This is a genomic window from Aureliella helgolandensis (genome assembly GCF_007752135.1).
Lineage (GTDB): Bacteria > Planctomycetota > Planctomycetia > Pirellulales > Pirellulaceae > Aureliella > Aureliella helgolandensis.
Genome location: NZ_CP036298.1, coordinates 7,944,740 through 7,966,571, shown reverse-complemented (window position 1 = coordinate 7,966,571; position 21,832 = coordinate 7,944,740). Strand labels below are relative to the sequence as shown.

Here is a 21,832-nt window from a genome sequence, read left to right as displayed (position 1 = left end):
CATGGCTGGTTTTGTCGAAATGTTCAAGCTGGGGAAAACCTATGACACGCCCCATGGTCCGGCGGTCATCGTTGAGGATTTTTCACTCAACATGCAGCAAGGAGAGTACGTTTGCCTGCTCGGCCACAGTGGCTGTGGGAAGAGTACGGTGTTGACCATGGTAGCCGGCCTGAATTCAATTTCGCACGGTGGAGTGATTATCGACAATCGGGAGATTGATGGTCCGGGACCGGATCGTGGAATCGTGTTTCAGTCGCCCTGCCTAATGCCTTGGATGACTGCGTTCGAAAATGTCATGTTGGGCGTCAAGCAGGTTTATCCTCATGGGACACGTCAGCAGCGGCATGACATCGTTGCCTACTACTTGAACTTGGTTGGTTTGGGCGACAGTTTGCACAAAAACGCAGGGGAGTTGAGCCAGGGGATGCAGCAACGTGTTGGCATTGCACGCGCGTTCGCGCTCAAGCCTCGGATGTTGCTACTGGATGAACCCTTCGGGATGTTGGATTCACTGACACGGATGGAATTGCAGGAGATCCTGCAGGAGATTCTGACGCGGGATCGGATCACAACGCTGATGATTACTCATGATGTCGATGAAGCGCTCTTCATGAGTGACCGAGTTGTCATGATGACCAACGGTCCTCGGGCGCGAGTCGGGGCCGTCTTCGAAATGCCCTTCGAGCGACCGCGCGAGAGGGCCGATGTGTTGGCTCACCCCGAGTACTACGCATTGCGCGAAAAGATGATCTCCTTCTTGGAGGAGCAAGATCACAAGAAGCAGCAGAAGAGCATCGAGGAATTGGCAGCCAAGCGGGCTGCTGCCGCCCAAACCACTGTGGCTTCTTGAAGGCTTCTTGAATCTGCCGACCAGTACATTGCGTCCCGTATAGCCCTCACTCTCTAAATTGAGATTATGTCCGTTTCGCTTCCCATTGTTCAACTCTCACCACAATCTGTGCCGTCCGCTGGGCTCAGTCATGCTGCGTTCATCGGGCAATTGTTGCAGGAGCAAGGGGAATTAACGGCAGTCGAGCGGTTTAGTCGCGCTCATGATGAGGGAGATCTCGAGCGCTATTCGGCGGAAGCAAAAATCTTAGAGCCAGCCCAAGCGCGGTACTACAAGTCGTTGCTGCCAACGGTTACGCCTACCGCCAGTGAGCAGTATGCATTCGAAGTGGATTTGGATAAATGCAGCGGCTGCAAGGCTTGCGTAGTTGCTTGTCATACGCTCAATGGTTTGGATGATGATGAAAGTTGGAGACGGGTCGGTGCGATCACGATCGGAGAAGAAGCTCCACAAGTACGGCACGTGACTACCGCTTGCCATCACTGCGATGAGCCTGCGTGTCTGAGTGGTTGTCCCGTCAAAGCTTATGAAAAAGATCCCATAACGGGCATTGTTCGGCATCTGGATGATCAGTGCATTGGTTGTAAGTATTGCACGATGATGTGTCCGTACGAGGTTCCGCAGTATAGCGAACGTTTGGGGATTGTCAGGAAGTGCGATATGTGCACGCAACGCATGAGCGTGGGGGAAGCTCCGGCATGTGTTCAGGCCTGTCCCAACGAAGCAATCCGCATTCGGGTTGTCGACATGAAGTCGCGAGTGTTGGAGCAGGACGAACGCTTGGTACCTGGTGCACCCTATTCGAAACTGACCTCCCCTTCGACGAGCTATGTCGGTGTTTCACCCGACGTGCTCAAGGCAGCCATTCCCCATGATTGGCATATCGATAGGCCGGCCGAAGCTCATTGGCCCTTGGCGATGATGCTAGTTGGTACACAGGCTTCCGTAGGTTTGCTTTTCGTGGAGAGGGCATTGTGGCTCTTGTCGCAGTTTGCTCCGATCGAAGTAGTGCAAGATCTTTTTCGTTTAACTGCTTGGGCGACCGTCTGCGCCTGCGGACTGGCTTTGATCGGATTGGGGGTAGCGCCATTGCACCTTGGTCAGCCGCTGCGTGCCTGGCGCATCTTCTTGGGGTTGCGCACGAGTTGGTTGAGCCGCGAAGCTGTGGTGCTTGGGAAGTACGTGGGGCTCCTTGCCTTGGCGACTGGTCTCGTCTGGTTGCCGTACCTGGATTCCTATCTCCCTTCAGTAGAGCTTGGGCCTTGGGTCGGGTTCTTGCCTCAGTCGGCTGGTACGTTGCTGGTGGTGGCAGCCTTGGTGCTGGGCATTGCCGGTTTGTTCTGTAGCGGCATGATCTACGTTGCCACGCGACGAGAGTTGTGGAGCGGAGTACGCACTCTGACTTTGTTCTTTGCATCAGCGGGAGTGTCCGGCGGTGCTTGGTGTACCTTCGTATTGGCAGCCACCGGTTCGAACGCCACGCGGGCGTTGATGATGGGCGTCGGCCTAGCGACCGTGTTGGTAACGGTCGCGAAGTTGGTTTGGGAATGGAAGCATTTGACCGGCCCAGCCTTGCCGCTCGATTCTGAACTGCAACGCCGCTCACGCACGCTCATCTCGCAATCGATGCCAGGGCTGAAGCAGTTTCGCATGACGATGGCGTTTAGCGGCATCGCTTTGCTACTGCATGCAATCGCCGCCAGTTCGGTACTGCCAACGACTGTCGTGGCTGGTGTGGCGTTCGCGGCAGCCTTGGCCCTGATGCTAGGTGAGTACTGTGAAAGAATCATCTACTTTTCAAGCGTTGTCTACGATCGAATGCCGGGGACGATGCGATGAGTCTAGTGTCAACTCAAGAAACTCTATCTCGACTGAAACAAGCCGTCCGGCGTCTGCCAATTCTGCAGAATGTCGATGGACGAATGACTCGTGAGCTCTTGCTCAATCCCGGTTCGCACGGCTTGGGAATGACTCATGCATCACTGCGTCCGGATGCTACTGCAACGTCGGTTTGTGGCTACTGTTCCACCGGGTGTGGTCTAAGGATTCACCTGCGGGATGGCCAAGCGGTTGGGCTTACTCCCGAGACGGACTACCCCGTCAATCTTGGAATGGCGTGTCCCAAAGGCTGGGAATCGTTGCGAGTGCTCGAGTCCGCGGACCGAGCGACGCATCCCCTCCTGCGGAATGCTGAGGGTGAATTGGAACCGGTGAGCTGGGATCGGGCGCTGACCGAGTTCTGTGAACGATTCAAAGCGATTCAAGCGGCCCATGGAGCCGATTCAGTCGCGTTCCTCAGCACCGGGCAAATCGCCTGCGAAGAAATGGCCTTGTTGGGAGTGTTGGCCAAGTTCGGCATGGGGCTGAAGCATGGAGACGGGAATACGCGGCAATGCATGGCCACGGCGGTGACTGCCTACAAAGAGTCGTTTGGTTTTGATGCGCCCCCCTTTACGTACGAGGACTTCGAACAGAGTGATTGCTTGGTTTTCATCGGTGCCAATCCTTGTATTGGCCATCCGATCATGTGGGAACGCGTGTTGCGAAATCAGCACGCACCAGAAGTGATTGTGGTCGATCCACGAAGTACTGAGACCGCTATGGCGGCCACGCAGCATCTCCAGCTCCGACCCAAGAGTGATCTGGTGTTGTTGTATGCCATCACTCGGCAGTTAATCGAGTCTGGCTACGTGGACCACGATTTTGTAGCAGCCCACACGACTGGATTTCGGGAGCTGACTCAACATGTCGACTCCTATACACCAGAATACGCGGCAGCTCGAACTGGATTGTCGGCAGAGAAGATCTTGCGTGCGGCTGAAAGTATTGGACAAGCCAAGGCTGCATCATTGTGGTGGACGATGGGTGTCAATCAAAGCTATGAAGGGGTGCGCACCGCTCAGGCGATCATCAACATCGCCTTGATTACCGGAAATATTGGTCGCCCTGGAACGGGGGCGAACAGTATTACCGGCCAATGCAATGCAATGGGATCGCGTCTTTGGAGTGGAACCACCAATCTCTTCGGACACCACGACTATGCCGATCCTGAGCATCGCGAGAAGATCGCTGCCGTGTTGGATATTGATCCGGGCAAGATACCCGATGAAAACGGCTGGAGTTACGATCGAATCGTCGAAGGAATTCGGTGTGGAAAAATTCGTGGTCTGTGGGTGATTGCAACAAATCCGGCGCACAGTTGGATCCATCAAGGGGACGCCCGTGAGTTGCTCGATAAACTCGACTTCCTAGTCGTTCAAGACATGTATGCCACAACCGAGACGGCTCGCCAGGCTGATTTGATCCTGCCAGCCGCAGGTTGGGGGGAGAAGGAAGGGACCTTTATCAACAGTGAACGACGCTACGGGGTTCACCGTCGCGTCCGTGTTGCACCAGGGGAAGCCTTGGCCGACTTCCAGATTTTTCGAGCAATTGGAGCCTATTGGGGCGTTGGCGAGATGTTGACGGAGTGGACAGATCCGGAAGCTGGTTTCCGGATCATGCAACGGGCCAGTCGAGGCCAGCCTTGTGATATCACAGGTATTGAAAACTATGCCCACCTTGATCGCTGTGGTGGAATTCAATGGCCATGGTCGGAGGCTGACGCAGAAACGAAATCGCAAGGCACTCAGCCTGGCGAGTCCATGGGCCAGTACCACACTCCTCGTCCACACCGTCGCTTGTTCGGCAATGGCGAGTTCTTTACACCCGACCGCCGGGCACGCCTGATTGTCGCTGAGCCACGGGGCATGCCAGAGTTGCCCGATGCGGACTTTCCCATGCTGATGTTGACGGGACGGGGTTCGGTGAGCCAGTGGCACACGCAGACTCGCACGAGCAAGAGTCCCATTCTGAGAGAGCTTTATCCAAATGAGCCATACGTGGAACTGCATCCTGACGATGCCTCACGGTACGCCATCCGCAATGGGGAATGGGTCGAGGTTTCTTCGCGTCGTGGTCGGGCTGAGGCAAGAGCATTGGTCTCACCTACAGTGCGGGTGGGACAGGTGTTCATGGCAATGCACTATGAAGAAACCAATCGATTGACCTTAAGTCATTTTGACCCGTATAGTCGCCAGCCAAGTTACAAGAATTGTGCCGTCCGCTTGAGAAGTATTAAGCAATGAGTGACAAAGAGTTTTCTGAATCGCAAAAGCAATATTTATCGGGCTTCACCTATGGTGCTGACGTGGCCCGAGCCGTTCGTAAGTTGCCGATCCTGAGCGGAGCGGCCAACGCGGGAAGTACGGTTGCGATTGGCGGTGGAAACCGTGTTGACAAGCAGGCTGTCCAAGCTCCGTCTTCCCCGGAGCAAGCAGCATACGAGGCCCAGCAGCGAGTGATTGCTAGCGGAAAGAAGCTGAGCCGAGAGGAGTTGGCAAAACAGAAGAAGAATCCGCTCGACCTCTGGGGCGAGATATCGCATCGCGCTCAACAGAATGTCTTTCCGAAGGGGGATGACGTCTTCCTGACGAAGTTCCAAGGGTTGTTCTTTGTCGCACCAGCGCAAAACGCATTCATGTGTCGCATGCGGATTCCTGGTGGAGAACTGCATGCCTATCAATTGGAAGGGATTGCGGATCTCAGTGAGGTTTCTGCGGGGGACTATATCGATGTGACCACGCGTGCCAACCTGCAACTTCGCGAGATTCCCGCGAACCAAGGTATGAATATTCTCTACGGCTTGCGAGAGCTGGGGGTCGTGTGCCTTGGTTCCGGTGGAGACAACATTCGCAATGTCACAGCTAGTCCGTTAAGCGGCATTGATCCCGATGAGCTGATCGAGACCTTGCCGATTGCCAAGCGAATGCATCACTACATTCTCAATCATCGGGAGATGTACGGCTTGCCACGCAAGTTCAACATCGCCTTCGATGGTGGAGGCCGCATTAGCGCTCTGGATGATACCAACGATATTGGATTCCACGCGGTGCGTGTCCCTGAAGCTCATGCCGATCAGAGGACGCCAATGGGAATCTATTTTCAGCTGACTCTAGGCGGGATTACTGGGCATAGTGATTTCGCGCGAGATACGGGAGTCTTAGTCACTCCTGACGAGGCGCTTGAGGTAGCGGGTGCGATCGTGCGGGTTTTCCTCGAGAACGGTGACCGGACAGATCGCAAGCGTGCACGTCTCAAATATGTGTTGGACGAATGGGGATTCGAAAAGTTCTTGACCGAAGTCGAGAAGAGTCTTGGAAAGGAACTGCGCCGCGTGGATCGCACGCGGTGGGAGCGACCGGAGATCGAGGATCGCTTAGCGCATATCGATGTTCACGCACAAGCCCAGACGGGGAAGAACTACATCGGTATCGTGCTGCCCGTTGGGCGGATGACCGCGGACCAGGCTCGGGGGTTAGCTAGGCTTTCGCGACGCTTTGGGAGTGGACGCGTTCGCTTGACCGTTTGGCAAAATCTGCTGTTGACCGATATCGCCGACGATGATTTGCCCGAAGTTCAACAATCCATTCGGAAACTGGGACTTGACTACGCGGCGAGCAATTTGCGAGCTGGTTTGGTGGCTTGTACTGGGAGTGCAGGGTGCAAGTTTGCTGGCGCAGATACCAAACGGCACGCAATGCAGGTCGCGGAGTACCTGGAGGAATGGTTGACGCTCGACACACCTATCAACATTCACGTGACCGGATGCCATCATAGTTGCGCGCAGCATTACATCGGTGATATTGGCATGATCGCCACTAAGGTTGAAGTTGGTGACGACATGGTCGAGGGATATCACGTGCATGTGGGCGGCGGATGGGGCAAGGATCAGGGGATTGGGCAGCTGCTGTTCACAGGCGTGCCCGCCGATGAAGTTGCTCCCCTGCTGCGAGGTTTGTTGACAGCCTACCTCCAGCAACGCGGCTCGAAGGAAGAGTTCTTTGTTCAATTCGTGAATCGCAAGTCGGTAGCGGAGCTTAGAGAGATGACGAAAGCATGTGCACTTTTGTAGATAGGTATGTAGATCGTAGTGTTGGCATTGAGGTGACTTGGCAGACTCTCAGCGTCTCAATTCTTTCAGACAATTCAGTAAAGGTAAACTAGCGATGGCAACATCCATTCTTCCAGAAACAGCTCCATTTACCGAAGAACAACGCGCATGGCTTAACGGCTTTTTTGCTGGAATCTACGGCATGGACGAGCCACCAGTTGCAGCCATGGAGCATGCGATGGCGACGGTTGAGGAAATCGGCACCTCGCCCGTCGAGGAGGATGAAGACTATCCTTGGCATGATGCGGCGTTGGAGATTGAAGAACGTATGGTGTTGGCCGAAGGGCAGCCGATGGAACGGCGGATGATGGCAGCCATGGCGCAGTTGGACTGTGGAGCTTGTGGCTACGAATGCAAGTCCTACAGCGAAGCAATCGCGCAGGGTAACGAAACGAACTTGACGCTATGCGTACCGGGAGGCCGAGAGACGAGTCGCCTTCTAAAGACTCTAGTTAAAGAAATTGGTGTCCAACCGACAGCCCCCAAGAGTATCGGTGCATCCAGTGGGCAGAGTGCGAGTGCAAAGACTTGGTCGCGAGCCAATCCATACCCGGCGAGCTTATTGGAATCGCGCAAACTGAATGGTATCGGTTCTGCCAAAGATACTCGGCATGTAGCGATTGATCTGGGCGATTCGGGATTGGAGTACCATGTTGGAGACGCATTAGGCGTTTATCCCTCCAATTGTGATGACCTAGTATCCGAGATCGTTTCAGCTTTAGGCGTCAAAGCCGATCATCGAGTCGACACTGAGCGAGGCCTATCGACACTCGCCTTAGTGCTTCGCGATGAATGTTGTTTGAAAGCTCCGACTGAGGAACTATTGGATGCCCTGTGCAGTGCAACGGGCGATGAAGGGGAGCAAGCAAAACTGAAGCAATTACTGGACGACGATTCGGAATTGGACGGCTGTGATGTCTTGGATGTGCTCAAAATGTTTCCTAGTGCGGTGCTCGATCCACAGACGCTGGTCGCCAGCTTGGGGACGCTCAACCCTCGCTTGTATTCCATTGCAAGTTCGTTGAAAGCGAATCCTGGTCAGGTGCATCTCACGGTGGGCAAGGTCACGTGGGGCAGTGCAGGGCGTCTGCGCAAGGGGGCCGCATCCACCATGCTTGCAGAACGGGTAGGGGTGGGTGGGCAGGTGCGAGTGTTTGTGCACAAGTCGCATGGGTTTACCGTGCCGGCGAATCCAGCGGCGCCGATGATGATGGTAGGACCGGGAACCGGAATCGCCCCCTTCATGGCTTTCCTGCAAGAGCGGCATGCCACCCAAGCCACCGGAAAGAATTGGCTCTTTTTCGGAGATCAATGCCAAGCCACGGACTATTTATATCAAGCTGAATTGGCCGCTTACCAAGCCAGTGGCTTGCTGTCGCGGCTAGATACTGCGTTCAGTCGAGACCAAGAGCGAAAGGTTTACGTGCAAGACAAAATGCGTGAACAGGCCGCAGAGGTGTGGAGTTGGCTCGAAGCGGGCGGCTATTTCTTTGTCTGTGGGGACGCATCGCGGATGGCCGTCGACGTGGAAAAGACGCTCCTCGAGATTATTCAGAGTGAGGGAGGGATGGATGCGGTAGCAGCCAAAGCGTATCTCAAACGGTTATCCGACGACAAACGGTACTCCAGAGATGTCTATTAGGGGATGACCGTCGAGGGAAGAGGGATTTGTGGCGAAACGCCGTGTCAACTTAGTCGAAGTGGCAGCTGCTCTGCCTGTCAAATAAGCGATGGAAGTCCATGCATGGAGGCTTTAGTCCGGTCGTTTCCTCACGGATGGGGACCGCAATCCACGGAGGGATTGCGGGGTAAGCCGGCTCTCTGCAATCGGAATCGCCGGGTAACGGCTTGTTGGTTTTTGAGCATTTTGAGTTTTGCTGTGGAGGTGGCACTTCCAATCAGCCTGTAGCGTGGATCATTTGTCCTTGCTTACGCGGCGGGTTGCGATTGTAACAAGCCCCTGCAGGCTTGATGGTTTTAGAGCGTTTTTTGTTTTTCAGTGGAGGTGGCACTTCCAATCAGCTTGTAGCGTGGATCACCCGTCCTTGCTTACGCGGCGGGTTGCGATTGCAACAAGCCCCCGCAGGCTTGTTGGTTTTAGAGCGTTTTGAGTTTTGCTGTGGAGGTGGCACTTCCAATCAGCCTGTAGCGTGGATCACTTGTCCTTGCTTACGCGGCGGGTTGCGATTGTAACAAGCCCCCGCAGGCTTGTTGGTTTTAGAGCGTTTTGAGTTTTGCTGTGGAGGTGGCACTTCCAATCAGCCTGTAGCGTGGATCACCCGTCCTTGCTTACGCGGCGGGTTGCGATTGTAACAAACCCCTGCAGGCTTGTTGGTTTTTGAGCATTTTGAGTTTTTCTGTGGAGGTGGCACTTCCAATCAGCTTGTAGCGTGGATCAATCGTCCTTGCTCACACGGCGGGTTGCGATTTGCACAGGGCCGGTGAGCAAGGTGTAAGTGACTCAATCGACAGTCGGCTGGTGTTGTGCGGCGATGGGCGAGCTATTCTTCGTAGTGGATGGGTTGTCCATCGTTCATTTCAAATAGCCGGCGAACCGTCTCTGCATCCAGTGATTTGGGAAGGAATTGTGAACTCCCGTCGCCCCTGCCAATCAGCCACTGCTCTTGGAGGTCGATTCGAATTCCAGCCAATGGATTCTCTGGATCGAAGGGGTAGTCTTGCGGAGCGGTCCAGGGAACGGCCATGGCTGGTGTGACCTCAACGATCGCTACGGTATTGCTCAAGCCATCGATGACTTTCGAGAAAGAAACACCAACTGGCCTGCCAAAGATGGTTTTAGGACCCACTGGTGCCACGCAGGTGGTGTAACCCTTGGGGACCGAAGTGGTGCTAAGAAGCAAGTTGTTGTTGGCGTAGATGTCGGGGATCTTTTCGAGCAACAACTTGTTGTGGGGGCTGTCCCAGGCCTCGTTCAGATGAAACTGTTGAAAAAGTTCCTGTTGCTCTAAGTAGGGCAACAGGTAGACCCGCCAGCTAAGCAGAGCCTGGCCATCAGGCCCCACGTTTGGGTCACCCGGTGGTAGGTGCTTATTGGCCTCGTGGAAGTTATGCAGTCCCAGCAAGATTTGGCGAACCTTATTCACCTTGGTGGCCTTTTGAAACGTCTCTTCCGCTTGGACTGCCAATTTGGTGAAGACAGACAGAGAAAGATCGTCTTTATCAGCCAGCCCAATTTTCTTGTGCAATTGCGTTCCATGGACCTCCGGCTGAATCCAGTTTAAGAGTGGTTCAATTAGCGTTTCCGGAATCAATTTGTTCTGAGATCGCAGAGCTCGAAATCCTGCTCGGACCAGCTTGGGAAAGTTGCCGACTAGGTTGTTGGCAGCTTCTGTTGAGTGGGATTGGATGGTCCATTCTGCGGTAAGATTCTTAGGATCAATGCCTACCGAGATCCATTGAACCCCGTCGGTCAACACTGAACTCGGTCCTCCGCCGAGTTGTGGCGGGAGCTGTGGAGAGAGTTCACGGATAGTTCTAACGATGTGTTGCGGCGGTACGATGATCGCTTGAAGCGGATACTGTTGGACTGAACGACTTGCCAGCTCAATGGTGCGTTCGGTTTCTGCAGGTCGAGCACCGGCGTCTGCAGTCGCACCGCTGAGTTGGCTGCAGACCCAGTAAGATTGATGGCGATAGGTTTGCCAGGAGTCGCCGATCCCGATGGTTTCTTGGATCGGTACGAGAGACTCTGATTCATCGGTTTCGAAAAAGAGAAACAGTGAGGGACGTGCCGCGGATGCGGGAACGCTCGCAGTCACAAAGATCGGTCGTCCTTTCGACAACTTGGCGAACTTTTGAATAAGTTGTTGAGCGCGTTCCTGGTGCAGTGCGTAGGACTGGGGCAAGGCAGGAGAAATTGTTGCCAAAGCGTCGGTGAGAGATTCCAGCTCCAGTTTCTGGGGATCGAATCGAACGATCAGAAAGGTGGTTTCGTCGACGAATGTTTGAACTATTTCGGCGGTGTTCTTCGGTGGCGAGTCTTGACTCCACAGGCGGCTTGTGGTGCTTAGAGTTGCCAGCCATATGGCTAAGGCTGGTAGGATAGTAGCTCGAGAATGAAACATGGCAATACTCGTTCAGTTAGTGAATTGTGTATTTACTTCTACAATGCCACAGAGCGGTTGGGGGCTGTGTATCGCTGTAGGGTTAGGGAACTAGGCGAATGATCAGTCGCGTTTGCAGACGCCCGACAGGATCTCCAGTTAGAACGCCGCGTCCTTGCTCGAGTTGATACTGAAAATTCTGAGCAGTGGCTGGATCGACTGGTGCGGGAAGATCCAAATCCTGTAGTGTAGGAGGGAGTTGTCCGGCATGGGCCGCTGCGTACATGCGGATCGCTTCGACCGTCTGAGCCATGGCAATCTGCTGTTGGACTCGGAGTTGAGCGTCTTGGATGGCGTAGGTCGCGGGCAAGAGTTCCTTAGCCAACTGAGCGAACCATCCTGCCTGCTCTACGGCTTGGTTGAATCGCTGTGCCAACTCATCTGCATTGTTGGATTGTTGAACCTGCCAGAACGGAATCTCCTTCCATTTGAAGAATTCGTCGCGCCATTGATCGTAGAAGCGGACTGCAGCCAGAAAGACAGCTTGCGCGGTGGGGTACGCTTCTACGTCGTCTAGGGGCATTCCCAGTTCATCAATGAGATAGGCTTTGGCACTGGGGTAGCTGGCTGCAATCATCGCTACCATGGCTGATCGCCGGTCTTGCGGAGTATGCCCGGAATTGGGGAGCGCAACGTTGAGTGAGTTTTCGTGCTGGGAAATTCGATCCAAAAAGTCTTGCCAGTAGCCAACAGGACGCAATTCTTCGGTGACTTCCTGCAATGGACGAATCTGCTGATAAAGGATTTGCCGCTCGACAGCGGCAGCGCGCTCCATCGAAACTAGGGGCTTGGGGAGGGAAGCGATGGCCCAATACAGATTTGGCGTTTCAGGTTGTTCCAATAGATAGAGCAGGTCATTCCATCCTATGGAAGCGATGGCGATCCCGACAAGATTGGAAACATAGAAATCGTCTTGTCCGAGATGGTGTCCCAGTGCAAATTGTTGCCCTACGATCTCAAGTGCATCCTCCGTTCGATTCTCCGCGATCGCGAGTCGGCAACGAATGCTGTTGGTGCGGGCGAGTTCCCGTAAGTTCTGAATTTCAGGTAGGAGATAGCCAATCAAATCCTCGGCGCCACGGATGTTTCGATCGAGTTTGAATTCAAGTCTCGCAGCGGCTTCTCGAAGGAATGATGTTTGAAAAGAGGTTAGGCTGAGATACTCCTTCACCTCCTCAACGGGGAGTTGCTGAGGAGGTGTGGACACCCACACAAATGGGGCGACGGTGGAAATTTCTTTGTCTTCCCGTCGTGCGCGTGCGACTGCATCCTGTTGCACCTGGGTTAGTTTGTCTCGGGCGTTATGCTGCTCGAGAAACCCCAGGGCTTTGAGGTAGTAAATCGCGGAGTTTCCGGGCAAAGTTTCAAATGCATCTGGAAGGAATTGATGCTTAAGAGCCGGTCGCGGCTCCGCTTGAGGGTAAAGAGTCAACTCTCTCGTTCGAGTCTGGAACTCAGGGGCATCTGCGGGTTTGAGTAACCAGCTATCCTCCAGGTTGTCGTGCGAACTCTCCGGCTGAGGCGACGCGAGGCCATTGGCTGGCTGCGCCTTTGCCAGCGAAGTTGTTAGCAGACTCTGGAGCAGTAGCGTACAGCCACATGCCCACAGTAATGAACGGTTTTTCATTGCCAAGTACCTGTGTGAGATGAAGAATTGGTAGAAACAGAAAGGGAGTGGGTGGGAGGTTTTATGGGGTGCATTGAGGAATGCCATCCAGTGACCGGATTGGTTCTCAGGTTCATGCCGCGATCGGGCGATGTCGTGGTTCCAGTCGCTCCGCGAAGTACATGCCGATAACGCTTTTTCGAAGAGCGGAAGGTGTTGCTGTTTCTGCTGTCTTTTGGAAATCAACAGCCTGGCGCGCGGTGAGTTGCTATTGAAACATAACACTAGCGGCTGGCATTGGGAGAATGCGTTTTCCCTCTGCGCCGTAGCGACTGTGTTCGCTACATGTCCACGGTCGAACCGGAGACTCAGGTGCGATGCGTTGAAGTGTAGGGGCAGGCAACGGAGTGTGTGGGCCGTCGATGCTCAGCACGTAGGATCGAATTCAAGTAGATTCTGCCGTTCGTCTCAAAGCGTCGATCTTGAATCCCACTCAAGAAATTCCTGGAGTAAGTTGGAAGACCGCGACGTGATGATTTCGGTTGGAGGACGCGGGGCCAAACGCTTGGGGGGATCTGGCTTGAGTGCCAAGGGATTTGTAGTGTGAGGCTTCCTGTTCGCGGCAGCAATGAAGCTATCTCGGACTGACAATGTGTGCTGGCTCCCTGGATGATCGAAGGGGATTCCCTGCGAAAGAGCCATGCCGGTGTCCAGCCCTCTTTCCTTGGCGAGCATCGTTGGGGCCGATTTCTTAGTGCTGGCTGGTGGTTCCTGGGCAACAGTGGGGACAGCAACCTTTGGCATCGAGGTCGCATCGTGGACTGCTACGCTTGCTTTGGGCTCTTGCAAGGAAAAGGCAAAAATGGTGAACAGGATTCCTGCAGCGAAACTCCCAATACTAACGGCGGGTAGCAACCAAGGGCGATTTTGGGGATTAGGAAGCAGCCGAACCGAAGCCTGAACAGTGCTGGGCTCCTTAACCCGAGATTGTTGGATAGCCCGAATTTCATCAGCCCGAAAGGCAATCGGTTCAGGCCGCAATTGCTTCAAACGATCTTCAATCGATTTGTTACGAGTCATGATTTCTTCTCGATGGTTCTAGCAGGCTCGATGAGTGTTTCAAGTTCTACAAGGGTGCTGTGGTATCTTCGGTGGACAGTGCTGAGCGGAAGTTGAACGACTTGTGCAATTTGTTCAAAGGACTGCTCCCCCCAAATACGAAGGATGACAATCTCACGGTTTGCAGGTGTAATTTGTTCCAAGGCGGCTTGGCAATCGTCCCAATAGTTAGGAGTGATGGGATCGGCAACAAACCAGTTCGGACGCATTTCGCCAGCGGCTGCGTGGTGCTTTTGGCGGCGCGCGTCCGACCTGGCCATATTCATTGCTTGGCGACGAACGGTGGTAAATAGCCAGGCGACTCGATCCCGCGGCAAAGTGGGGAGGCTGACTAAGGCAATGAACGCCTCCTGCACGGCATCGTCGGGATGATTGCAATATTGCCTCGCTACCAACTGCATCGCTGCCCCGTGCGTGTCGATCAGCGTTTGGAGCGATTCACAATTCATTGTCGGAGTCGTGAGAGGGGTGCGTGGTTGCTCGGTCGGATGGCTACCTAGATGTCACCGCTCGAGACCTGTTTTCTCACAGTGCAACGAACTTTTTAAGAATAGAGCGTTCACGTTGCGAGATGAGCCAAATGTGTTCGCAGTTCACTATTGGGGTAGATGCGCGTCATTCGCGGGCATCTATCCTATTGCTAAAATTGCTGGAGCGGGATGTGGCCTCCTGTTCCGCTGGTCGGTTTGCGTCGCGAGAATAGGATTATGGCGGGATGGCTCTGGTGAACTGGAAGTGTCGGACCCCATTAGGGCTCAGATGTCTTCACCGCAAATTCTTGAATGAGAAGGGTGGGCTGGCGACCGCTAATCTTGGAGCCTGAGTTTCGCGATATTGCCACCCTGATCGGCTACTAAGACTTCGATTTCAGTGGCTGAATCGCTGGTTTCCAAGTTCACTTCAAAAGGCTGGGAAATTGTCTGGCCGTTTAGACTGGCTCCATCAATCACATTGCCTCCGAGCATGACGGCCACGGCTGCCAGACCGCGATCGTCCTGTGCGTCGATGAGTAGGCGGTAGACGTTTGCTGTCTCCGTTGTATCTAGGCTCAAGGTGCCTGTCGGAGCTTGATTGTCCGAGCGGTCAGACATTGGATTGAGATGCCGCGATACGGAGAGTAGCCCAGCGTTGGCATCCGAGAATCGAGCTCGGCGTTCTAGAGGTGTTGCTTGATCTAGGTTTGCTCGAAGTCTTCGGAAGCCGTTGCCCATAATGTAATAATGATCTTCACGTCGATCGTGCGGCAAGCCGAGTGAATGCCCCACTTCGTGGATAACGGCGCCGAATCCATCTTCAATAAATTCGAAACGCGGAGAATCTGGACGCCCATGGCCGAGCGCGGTACGGCCTACGATTGGAGTCTCGTCTTGGAACAGTTTGAGCTGTGCTTCCATCGTGGTTGCACAGAATTGATCTTGGAGAATCCAGGCGGAGAAAATGCCGAGGCCACCGTCGGGCGACCACTGTCCACCCAAGGCGACACCGCCGGGCCATTCAAAGTGGTGCGGTCCGCTATCGTAGGTCTCCATAAATGCGACGATCAGCTGAGTGGAAGGATGCCCGATCTCTTTGGGGATTTCGGGTATCAAGCGTCCGTATTGCTGATTGACATCGTAGTTGGGTGCACCGGAGTAGTAGGCGGCAGCGTGTTGACCACGGATGAGGTGAACGATTGGTTGTTGAGAATCGTCGAGTTCGAAGAGTAGGCTCTGCTTCGACCAGCCGCGGCGCGCAAACTCGACTTGATAAAACGAGTGGACAAGTTTCATCACGCAGCGAATTTTCGCGGTGTAATTTTCGATGGGCTGACGATCTGTCGGTACAAAGTAGAGGAGTCGTAGGCGATAGTCAACTGGCGCGAATTCAGCATATTCTGGGAGTTCTTTGCTTGGCTTCCATAAGCCTTGAACCCAAGGGCTAAAGTCAGCGTCTCCGACAGCAATTTCCGAGCCGTCGGGTTTCAGCTTGATCTTTATCTGTCGGCCTGGATCGAATAGTTCGACGACTCGGCCGGCGCGGCTTGTCTCTTCAAAGCTCAAGCTGTTGCCGGAAGGGAACACTTCGAGCCATTTGCCAGGGCTGATGTTGACGAAGCAGCTTGGGTCTTGGGTGCTGCTTTTCTGCCAGCCTGCGGGGAACAGCGATTCGGCCTCCTCGGCGCTCCCGCATGCAGAAGCTAGGCAGATAAAGATAGGCAGGAGAGTCGCGCGAGCAATATTTTGGAAACTCATCGACATTCCAGTTCGTAGAAAAACACGAGTCCAACCAGCAGGAGTTTGCTGGGGTTGGACAGCGATGCGTATTAGGATGAGAGTGCCCCACGACGGTTCTGAAACCGGTCGCTGAGCACTTGACCACTCTGCCGTGGAGCACATCTGATCACAGGAGGGTTAGAGATACCGATTGATCAGATTTTCGAGCATTTCTTGGCGTCCGCTAGCGTTGGGGGCAGCTTGGCCTTTGGCTAGCATGTATTTCTCGAGTGAGGCAAAGCTTGCTTGTCCCTGCTCGATTTGTTGTCCGAGCTCACCGTCCCAGCTGCTGTAACGCTCCTTCACAAAGTTCTCCAAAACGCCTTCTGCTCGGATAGCAGCGGCAATCTTCAAACCGCGAGCAAAGGTGTCCATACCGCCGATGTGTGCATAGAACAGATCGATCGGTTCAAAGCTTTCGCGACGAACCTTGGCATCGAAATTTACGCCGCCGGAACCGAGTCCACCATGCTTGAGGATCATCAACATGCACTGCGCGGTTAGATAGTAGTCGGTCGGGAATTGGTCGGTATCCCAGCCGAGGAGCAGGTCGCCCGTATTGGCATCAATGGATCCCAACGCTCCCTGATGCCCAGCATAGTCGAGCTCGTGCATCATTGTGTGGCCAGCCAGGGTGGCGTGGTTGGTCTCCAAGTTGAGCTTGAAGTGCGGTAACAAATCGTAGGCACGCAAGAAGTTCAGGCAAGCTGCCGCATCGGAGTCGTACTGGTGCTTGGTCGGCTCTTTGGGCTTAGGTTCGATCAGGAATTGGCCTTCGAATCCAATCTCCTTGGCGTAGTCAACTGCCATGTGGAAGAAGCGAGCCAGGTGATCGAGCTCACGTTTCATGTCGGTGTTGTAGAGGTTTTGGTAGCCTTCGCGACCACCCCAGAACACATAGTTCTCTCCACCAAGCATCTTGGTGACTTCGAGGCACTTTTTGACTTGAGAAGCTGCATAGGCGTAGACATCAACATTGCAGGTTGTGGCCGCACCATGCATGTAACGCGGGTTGCTGAACATGTTGGCGGTTCCCCACAACAGCTTGATGCCCGTCTTCTCTTGGTGCTCTTGGAGAGATTTGGCGATGCGATCGAAATTGCTATGCGACTCAGCCAGTGTCTCACCTTCGGGCGAAACGTCTGCATCGTGAAACGCGTAGTAGGGGGCTTGCAGCTTCTCAAAGATTTCGAAGGCTACTTCAACGCGACGCAATGCATTGTCAACGCTGTTGGTGCCATCATCCCAGGGACGCACTGCGGTACCGGGGCCAAAGGGGTCGCTGCCCGTGCCGCGCATGGTGTGCCAGTAAACAATGCTGAAACGCAGATGATCCTGCATGCTTTTCCCCTCGATCATTTCCGAAGGGTTGTACCATCGGAACGCCAGCGGGTTCTTGCTTTGCGGTCCTTCGTATTCGATACGGTTGATTTCAGGGAATTGAGTCATGAGCATTTTCCTTCCAATTGATTAGATAGGCTACCGGGTAGCTGTTTTCCGCACGACACCAGCAGCAGGGAGTTCAAGGCTTATTTTCAAGCTGGCTGGGCGCAGGAACGAGGGTTTTGCGGTGTTCTTCGACGAGCTGTTCAACTTGAGCTACAATTTCGGGGTAATTCTGAGCAATGTTGTACCGCTCCGAGGGATCATGCTCCAGGTGGTAGAGCTTCGGGGGAGCGCATTTGGTCAGCTTTTTTGGTTCCGTTCCGTACGATCCTTGCTCTTGGAAGTGAACTTTCCAAGGCCCCATGCGCACGGCCATTAATTCGTAGGCACGATAGTAGAACAGCTCGTTGCGCGTGTTGGCGGTTGCGTCATGCAACACTGGAGTGAGGTCGACGGAATCGATCACACGATCGGTCGGAAGCTGACCGCCGGAGAGAGTCGCGCAGGTGGCTAAGAGGTCGGTCGTGCAGCCCATGGCGGCCGTGGCTTGACCTGCTTCAATCGTACCTGGCCACCACATGATGGTCGGCTCGCGCATGCCCCCTTCCCACGTAGTGCCTTTTCCTTCGCGCAAGAGTCCAGCGGATCCGCCGTGAGCATCTTGAGATAGCCAGGGACCGTTATCACTGGTGAAGATGACGAGGGTATTTTCAGCCAGATTCGAGTCGCGAATTGCGTCTAGCACTTGTCCTACGCTCCAGTCGATTTCTTCAATCACGTCGCCGTAGAGTCCTCGGCGGCTGTGCCCCTCGAACGCTGGGCTGCGGAATAATGGAACGTGAGGCATCGAGTGTGCTAGGTAGAGGAAGAACGGCTGCTCGGATGGGGTTTGAATGAATTGAATGGCCTCTTCGGTATAGCGGCGAGTAATGGTGGTTTGGTCGGCGGGTTGCTCGAGAATTTCTCGATCACGCAGCAGAGGTACATTGAAGTACTCGGTCTCGGGCTCAAAGATGGCGTGCCGTCCACGAGGCGCATCACCAGTACGATCCATGTCGTTGGAGTAGGGGATGCCGAAGTAGGAGTCGAATCCGTGTTGCAAAGGGGAAAATTGAGGCAGATGTCCCAGATGCCATTTCCCTACGCAGCCCGTTCGATAACCGCTTGACCGCAACATTTCAGCTAGTGTTATTTCTGAGTCTGGCAAGCCTCCCGTAGAGTCCGGGAAGAGGACGCGACGCGTGTTGCTGCACATGCCATTGCGTAGCGGCAAGCGTCCCGTAAGTAAGGCTGCACGGCTCGGTGTGCAGACTGGTGCAGCGCTGTAGAAATTCTTCCAGCGCATTCCCTCTGTGGCCATTTGGTCCAATCGAGGCGTGTTGATGGAGGGATGTCCAAAACTGGAGAGATCCCCATAGCCAAGATCGTCGCAGAAGATTACCACAACGTTGGGCGCGGTTGCCAACACGGTGTTTGGTGCAAACAGCGCGGCTAAGACGGCTTGCAGGGCAAGCAGGAGCGTTGAGCACTTGTGGAAATTCATGTCGAGGGGCCCTTAACTGGTTTGTTTGCGAAGGTACCAGTCTCCAATGCGAGGAGAGATGGCGGACAGGATGTGTAGCAGTCTGGCTTTGCGTGGACGGATAAGTTCCGGTTGTCGCCGGTGGGCGGCAAGCAAAATGTCTTGGGCAAGTCTGCGGACGTCGAGTCCCTTGAGCTTGGCGCCGCCACCCGGTTGTAGAGCTGCGTCCGGAAGATCAGAGGGCTGGCTGAGTGCGTTGTATCGGGTTCCCGCGTCGGGCCGTGCAATGGGACCAGGACAGGCTAACAGTACATGGACACCGACTTCGGCAAGTTCCATTCGGGCTTGGCCAGCCATGCCCGCCAAGGCATGTTTGGCGATGGCATAGCCTCCGATGAAGCGTGGAGTGAAGATGCTTGCAAGCGAGCCAATGAAGACAAACACTCCACCTGGGGAAGTGACGAGGGGTTGGAAGCACTGCAGTGCGTTGAGGCTTGTAGAAAGGTTGGCTTGGAGCAATTCCTGCAGGCGGCTGGAGGACAGGGTTTGCAGGGTTCCGCGGTCGCTTAGGCCAGCGGCCTGAATCACGATGTCTGCTTGGAGGTTCTGCTGCTTGAGTTTCACAACCAGTGCTTCCACTTCCTCGCGATGCTGGAGATCGAGGGAATGTACCGAAATATTCAGGGTGGGATCTCGCTGCGATAAATCCCTGGCTAGGTTGGCCAGCGGTTCGGGGGTGCGCGCCACCAGCACGAGTCGTTTGGCGGATTGTTGTGCGAGATTGCACGCTAGGGACCGTCCAAGGCCGGAAGACGCACCGCAGATTATCGCCGTCTTTCCTTTCCAGGGACTGGAATTCATAGAAATCTTCGGGGGGTGAGAGGAGTGAGTGACGAGGGAGGAGGCAGAGTGGGGGCGACGGGGGGCAGGACGTACTGTATGAATTTAATCCAATGAACTAAAACGATGTTCTAGCAGTACGGCGAATCGGTTCGTTTTGATGAAAAGAAAGCCAGAAAGTGAATTCTATGGATGCTCCACGTCCCAATTTGAATGAAGCGCGTACCAAGATTGTTGCCACGGTGGGACCTGCCTGCAACTCGGTCGAGAAGTTGGTGGAGTTGGTAGAGCATGGAGTGGACATCTTTCGGATCAACACCGGCCACGGCAAGATACCAGATTTCGAGAAGGTCCTCGATATGGTGCGACAAGTGCGGGTAATCACCAACTTTCCAGTGGCTGTGTTGCTGGACTTGTCGGGGCCCAAAATTCGATTGGGCCAGCTGGCCGTCGAAGCGCTAGAGTTGGAAGTGGGGGATGTGGTTGAGTTCGTCCGCGGAAGCGTTTCTGAACTTCCCCATCAGTTGTGTTGCAGTTACGGAAAGCTGCTCGATGAGGTCAAAGTTGGCGATCGCATCATGCTCGCCGATGGAATCATCTCGTTATTGGTCACGTCGAAGACAAAGGATACTGCAGGTTGTAAGGTGTTGACCGCTGGTACCGTGCGGAGTCGGCAAGGGGTGAATTTGCCTGGCGTCACTCTGAGTGTTTCATCCATGCGGCCAGAGGATATCGAAAATGCAATGTGGGGGGCACGCAATGAAATCGATTTTATCAGTCTGAGCTTTGTCCGCACTCCTCAGGATGTTTTATCGCTCAAGGATCTGTTGGCATCCCTCGACTCCACTGCATTAGTCATTGCCAAGATTGAGAAACGCGAAGCACTCGAATGCTTAGAGGCTATCGTCGAAGCATCGGATGGAATCATGGTAGCCCGTGGTGACCTGGGGGTCGAAATCGATGTTGCCGAAACCCCGGTTGCCCAAAAGCGAATTATTCAAGTCTGCAAAGACAGAATGAAGCCCGTGATTGTCGCTACGCAGATGCTAGAAAGCATGCACGAAAATTCACGGCCAACGCGTGCAGAAGCAAGCGATGTGGCTAACGCGATTCTGGACGGTGCGGATGCATGTATGTTGAGTGGCGAGACGGCGATCGGAAAGTACCCGGTGCTGGCGGTCGATACGATGGATCGCATCATGCTCCATACCGAACAGCTGTTAAAGGACTCTCCGCCGGGTGGGCGAGCCCGAAAGTCCGACCGGGTGCATCCCATTACTTCGGCTGTGACCCATAGTGCGGCGAATATTGCGGAAGCCATCAATGCCAAGTTGGTTGTCGTGGCGAGTCGTTCTGGAGGAACTGCTTGGGTAAAAGCCAAACAACGCAATTTTGTGCCGACCTTAGGTGTGAGTAGTAATTTGGCCACGCTCAGGCGTATGTGCCTGTTTTGGGGTATTATGCCCCACTTGGTCGAGTCGTTTGAGGATCCTCGGAAGTTGATCGAAGAGGTGATTCAGTGGGGGCGGGCGCAGCATTTCTTAAATGTTGGCGATCATGTCGTCTTCGTTACGGGAACTGGCGTGATCAACAATACCCACAATTTGCTTGTGGTGCATGAGGTGAGTGGCGATCCTCTAGTGAAGGACGCCTGAGTCGAATCCACGTACGTGGTTTACCGAAAAGTTTTTGAGAGTGAACCACTTGGCTCCGTCGGCAATCGACTTGAGCTTGGCTGCTGCTGCCGGCCAAGCCGATCCCTTGAGGCGTCGTTGAACTAGGAACTTTTCAGCATTGCTGTGGAGGTCGTCATCGGACCACTTGGTAGCGGCGACGATTCTTCCTTGCTTACGCGGCGGGTTGCAATTTTTTAGGTCGTACTGGTTTGCTGGTTTGGGGAGCGCGTTTAGTTTTGCCGTGAGGGTAGTTCTTGGACCACTTGGTAGCGGCGACGACTCTTCCTTGCTTATGCGGCGGATTCCGATTAGTTGTCGACTTGGGCTATTGCTCCACAAATTGTCTTGACGATAATTGTTCTGGTGGATACCCTGGAATGCACCGATTGTCATGGTACCCGGCTAACCCTTGAATCGAAGATTTTGTCGTGAATTTCACCAGCTCCAACCTCCTCCTTTCCGGGC

At 54.3% G+C, this 21,832-nt stretch carries 15 protein-coding genes; 6 read left to right on the top strand and 9 right to left on the bottom strand.

Features of this window, described 5'->3' with window-relative positions:
• The first annotated feature begins 1 nt into the window (after position 1).
• The 5 genes from Q31a_RS28155 (at position 2) to Q31a_RS28135 (ending at position 8,484) form a co-directional block, all read left to right on the top strand.
• Complete coding sequence (locus tag Q31a_RS28155) at positions 2-850, top strand: ABC transporter ATP-binding protein (protein WP_145085726.1); 849 nt, start codon at positions 2-4, stop codon at positions 848-850.
• A 66-nt stretch (positions 851-916) separates the two neighbouring features.
• Positions 917-2,689, top strand: a complete 1,773-nt coding sequence (locus tag Q31a_RS28150; RefSeq protein WP_145085721.1) for a DmsC/YnfH family molybdoenzyme membrane anchor subunit — start codon at positions 917-919, stop codon at positions 2,687-2,689.
• An 83-nt stretch (positions 2,690-2,772) separates the two neighbouring features.
• The gene (locus Q31a_RS28145) at positions 2,773-4,977 is read left to right on the top strand and encodes a molybdopterin oxidoreductase family protein (protein ID WP_391575347.1); all 2,205 of its coding nucleotides are present in this window, start codon (positions 2,773-2,775) and stop codon (positions 4,975-4,977) included.
• Positions 4,974-6,803 (top strand): NirA family protein, encoded by a 1,830-nt coding sequence (locus tag Q31a_RS28140; protein WP_145085714.1) that lies wholly within the window; start codon positions 4,974-4,976, stop codon positions 6,801-6,803. The genes Q31a_RS28145 and Q31a_RS28140 overlap by 4 nt, the downstream gene beginning before the upstream one ends.
• 94 nt (positions 6,804-6,897) lie before the next feature.
• A complete protein-coding gene (locus tag Q31a_RS28135) occupies positions 6,898-8,484 on the top strand; it encodes a sulfite reductase subunit alpha (RefSeq protein ID WP_145085710.1) in 1,587 nt (528 codons plus the stop codon).
• An 859-nt stretch (positions 8,485-9,343) separates the two neighbouring features.
• On the opposite strand, the gene Q31a_RS28130 is transcribed toward Q31a_RS28135, so the two are convergent.
• From Q31a_RS28130 to Q31a_RS28095, 8 genes are all read right to left on the bottom strand, one after another.
• Positions 9,344-10,927 carry a DUF1559 family PulG-like putative transporter gene (locus tag Q31a_RS28130; protein WP_145085707.1) on the bottom strand — a complete coding sequence of 528 codons (1,584 nt, stop codon included), beginning with the start codon at positions 10,925-10,927 and terminating at the stop codon, positions 9,344-9,346.
• Between the two features lie 82 nt (positions 10,928-11,009).
• The gene (locus Q31a_RS28125) at positions 11,010-12,593 is read right to left on the bottom strand and encodes a hypothetical protein (RefSeq protein WP_145085704.1); all 1,584 of its coding nucleotides are present in this window, start codon (positions 12,591-12,593) and stop codon (positions 11,010-11,012) included.
• A 447-nt stretch (positions 12,594-13,040) separates the two neighbouring features.
• A complete protein-coding gene (locus Q31a_RS28120) occupies positions 13,041-13,652 on the bottom strand; it encodes a hypothetical protein (RefSeq protein ID WP_145085701.1) in 612 nt (203 codons plus the stop codon).
• On the bottom strand, positions 13,649-14,140 hold the full coding sequence (locus tag Q31a_RS28115) for an RNA polymerase sigma factor (RefSeq protein WP_145085698.1): 492 nt from the start codon (positions 14,138-14,140) through the stop codon (positions 13,649-13,651). Before Q31a_RS28115 ends, Q31a_RS28120 begins: the two co-directional genes overlap by 4 nt.
• Positions 14,141-14,497: 357 nt before the next feature.
• The gene (locus Q31a_RS28110) at positions 14,498-15,922 is read right to left on the bottom strand and encodes a hypothetical protein (protein ID WP_197355837.1); all 1,425 of its coding nucleotides are present in this window, start codon (positions 15,920-15,922) and stop codon (positions 14,498-14,500) included.
• Positions 15,923-16,081: 159 nt separating this feature from the next.
• Positions 16,082-17,392: a xylose isomerase gene (gene xylA / locus Q31a_RS28105; protein ID WP_145085690.1), complete on the bottom strand. Its 1,311-nt coding sequence runs from the start codon at positions 17,390-17,392 to the stop codon at positions 16,082-16,084.
• 73 nt (positions 17,393-17,465) lie between these two features.
• Entirely contained in the window at positions 17,466-18,872 is a 1,407-nt protein-coding gene (locus tag Q31a_RS28100; RefSeq protein ID WP_145085687.1) for a sulfatase family protein, read from the bottom strand.
• A 12-nt stretch (positions 18,873-18,884) separates the two neighbouring features.
• The gene (locus Q31a_RS28095) at positions 18,885-19,712 is read right to left on the bottom strand and encodes an SDR family NAD(P)-dependent oxidoreductase (RefSeq protein ID WP_145085684.1); all 828 of its coding nucleotides are present in this window, start codon (positions 19,710-19,712) and stop codon (positions 18,885-18,887) included.
• Between the two features lie 167 nt (positions 19,713-19,879).
• Between Q31a_RS28095 and pyk the strand changes: the two genes are divergently transcribed.
• Positions 19,880-21,346 (top strand): pyruvate kinase, encoded by a 1,467-nt coding sequence (gene pyk, locus Q31a_RS28090; protein WP_145085681.1) that lies wholly within the window; start codon positions 19,880-19,882, stop codon positions 21,344-21,346.
• Here pyk and Q31a_RS28085 read toward each other — a convergent pair.
• Positions 21,329-21,760 carry a hypothetical protein gene (locus tag Q31a_RS28085; RefSeq protein ID WP_145085678.1) on the bottom strand — a complete coding sequence of 144 codons (432 nt, stop codon included), beginning with the start codon at positions 21,758-21,760 and terminating at the stop codon, positions 21,329-21,331. The two genes, pyk and Q31a_RS28085, sit on opposite strands and share 18 nt — an antisense overlap.
• Positions 21,761-21,832: the final 72 nt, after the last annotated feature.

Coding starts and splice junctions, on each gene's coding strand:
- Q31a_RS28100 (WP_145085687.1), bottom strand. CDS start 18,872: ATGAATTTCCACAAGTGCTCAACGCTCCTGCTTGCCCTGCAAGCCGTC.
- Q31a_RS28110 (WP_197355837.1), bottom strand. CDS start 15,922: ATGAGTTTCCAAAATATTGCTCGCGCGACTCTCCTGCCTATCTTTATC.
- Q31a_RS28130 (WP_145085707.1), bottom strand. CDS start 10,927: ATGTTTCATTCTCGAGCTACTATCCTACCAGCCTTAGCCATATGGCTG.
- Q31a_RS28145 (WP_391575347.1), top strand. CDS start 2,773: ATGACTCGTGAGCTCTTGCTCAATCCCGGTTCGCACGGCTTGGGAATG.
- Q31a_RS28150 (WP_145085721.1), top strand. CDS start 917: ATGTCCGTTTCGCTTCCCATTGTTCAACTCTCACCACAATCTGTGCCG.
- Q31a_RS28095 (WP_145085684.1), bottom strand. CDS start 19,712: ATGAATTCCAGTCCCTGGAAAGGAAAGACGGCGATAATCTGCGGTGCG.
- Q31a_RS28135 (WP_145085710.1), top strand. CDS start 6,898: ATGGCAACATCCATTCTTCCAGAAACAGCTCCATTTACCGAAGAACAA.
- Q31a_RS28120 (WP_145085701.1), bottom strand. CDS start 13,652: ATGACTCGTAACAAATCGATTGAAGATCGTTTGAAGCAATTGCGGCCT.
- Q31a_RS28140 (WP_145085714.1), top strand. CDS start 4,974: ATGAGTGACAAAGAGTTTTCTGAATCGCAAAAGCAATATTTATCGGGC.
- Q31a_RS28125 (WP_145085704.1), bottom strand. CDS start 12,593: ATGAAAAACCGTTCATTACTGTGGGCATGTGGCTGTACGCTACTGCTC.
- xylA (WP_145085690.1), bottom strand. CDS start 17,392: ATGACTCAATTCCCTGAAATCAACCGTATCGAATACGAAGGACCGCAA.
- Q31a_RS28155 (WP_145085726.1), top strand. CDS start 2: ATGGCTGGTTTTGTCGAAATGTTCAAGCTGGGGAAAACCTATGACACG.
- Q31a_RS28085 (WP_145085678.1), bottom strand. CDS start 21,760: ATGACAATCGGTGCATTCCAGGGTATCCACCAGAACAATTATCGTCAA.
- Q31a_RS28115 (WP_145085698.1), bottom strand. CDS start 14,140: ATGAATTGTGAATCGCTCCAAACGCTGATCGACACGCACGGGGCAGCG.
- pyk (WP_145085681.1), top strand. CDS start 19,880: ATGGATGCTCCACGTCCCAATTTGAATGAAGCGCGTACCAAGATTGTT.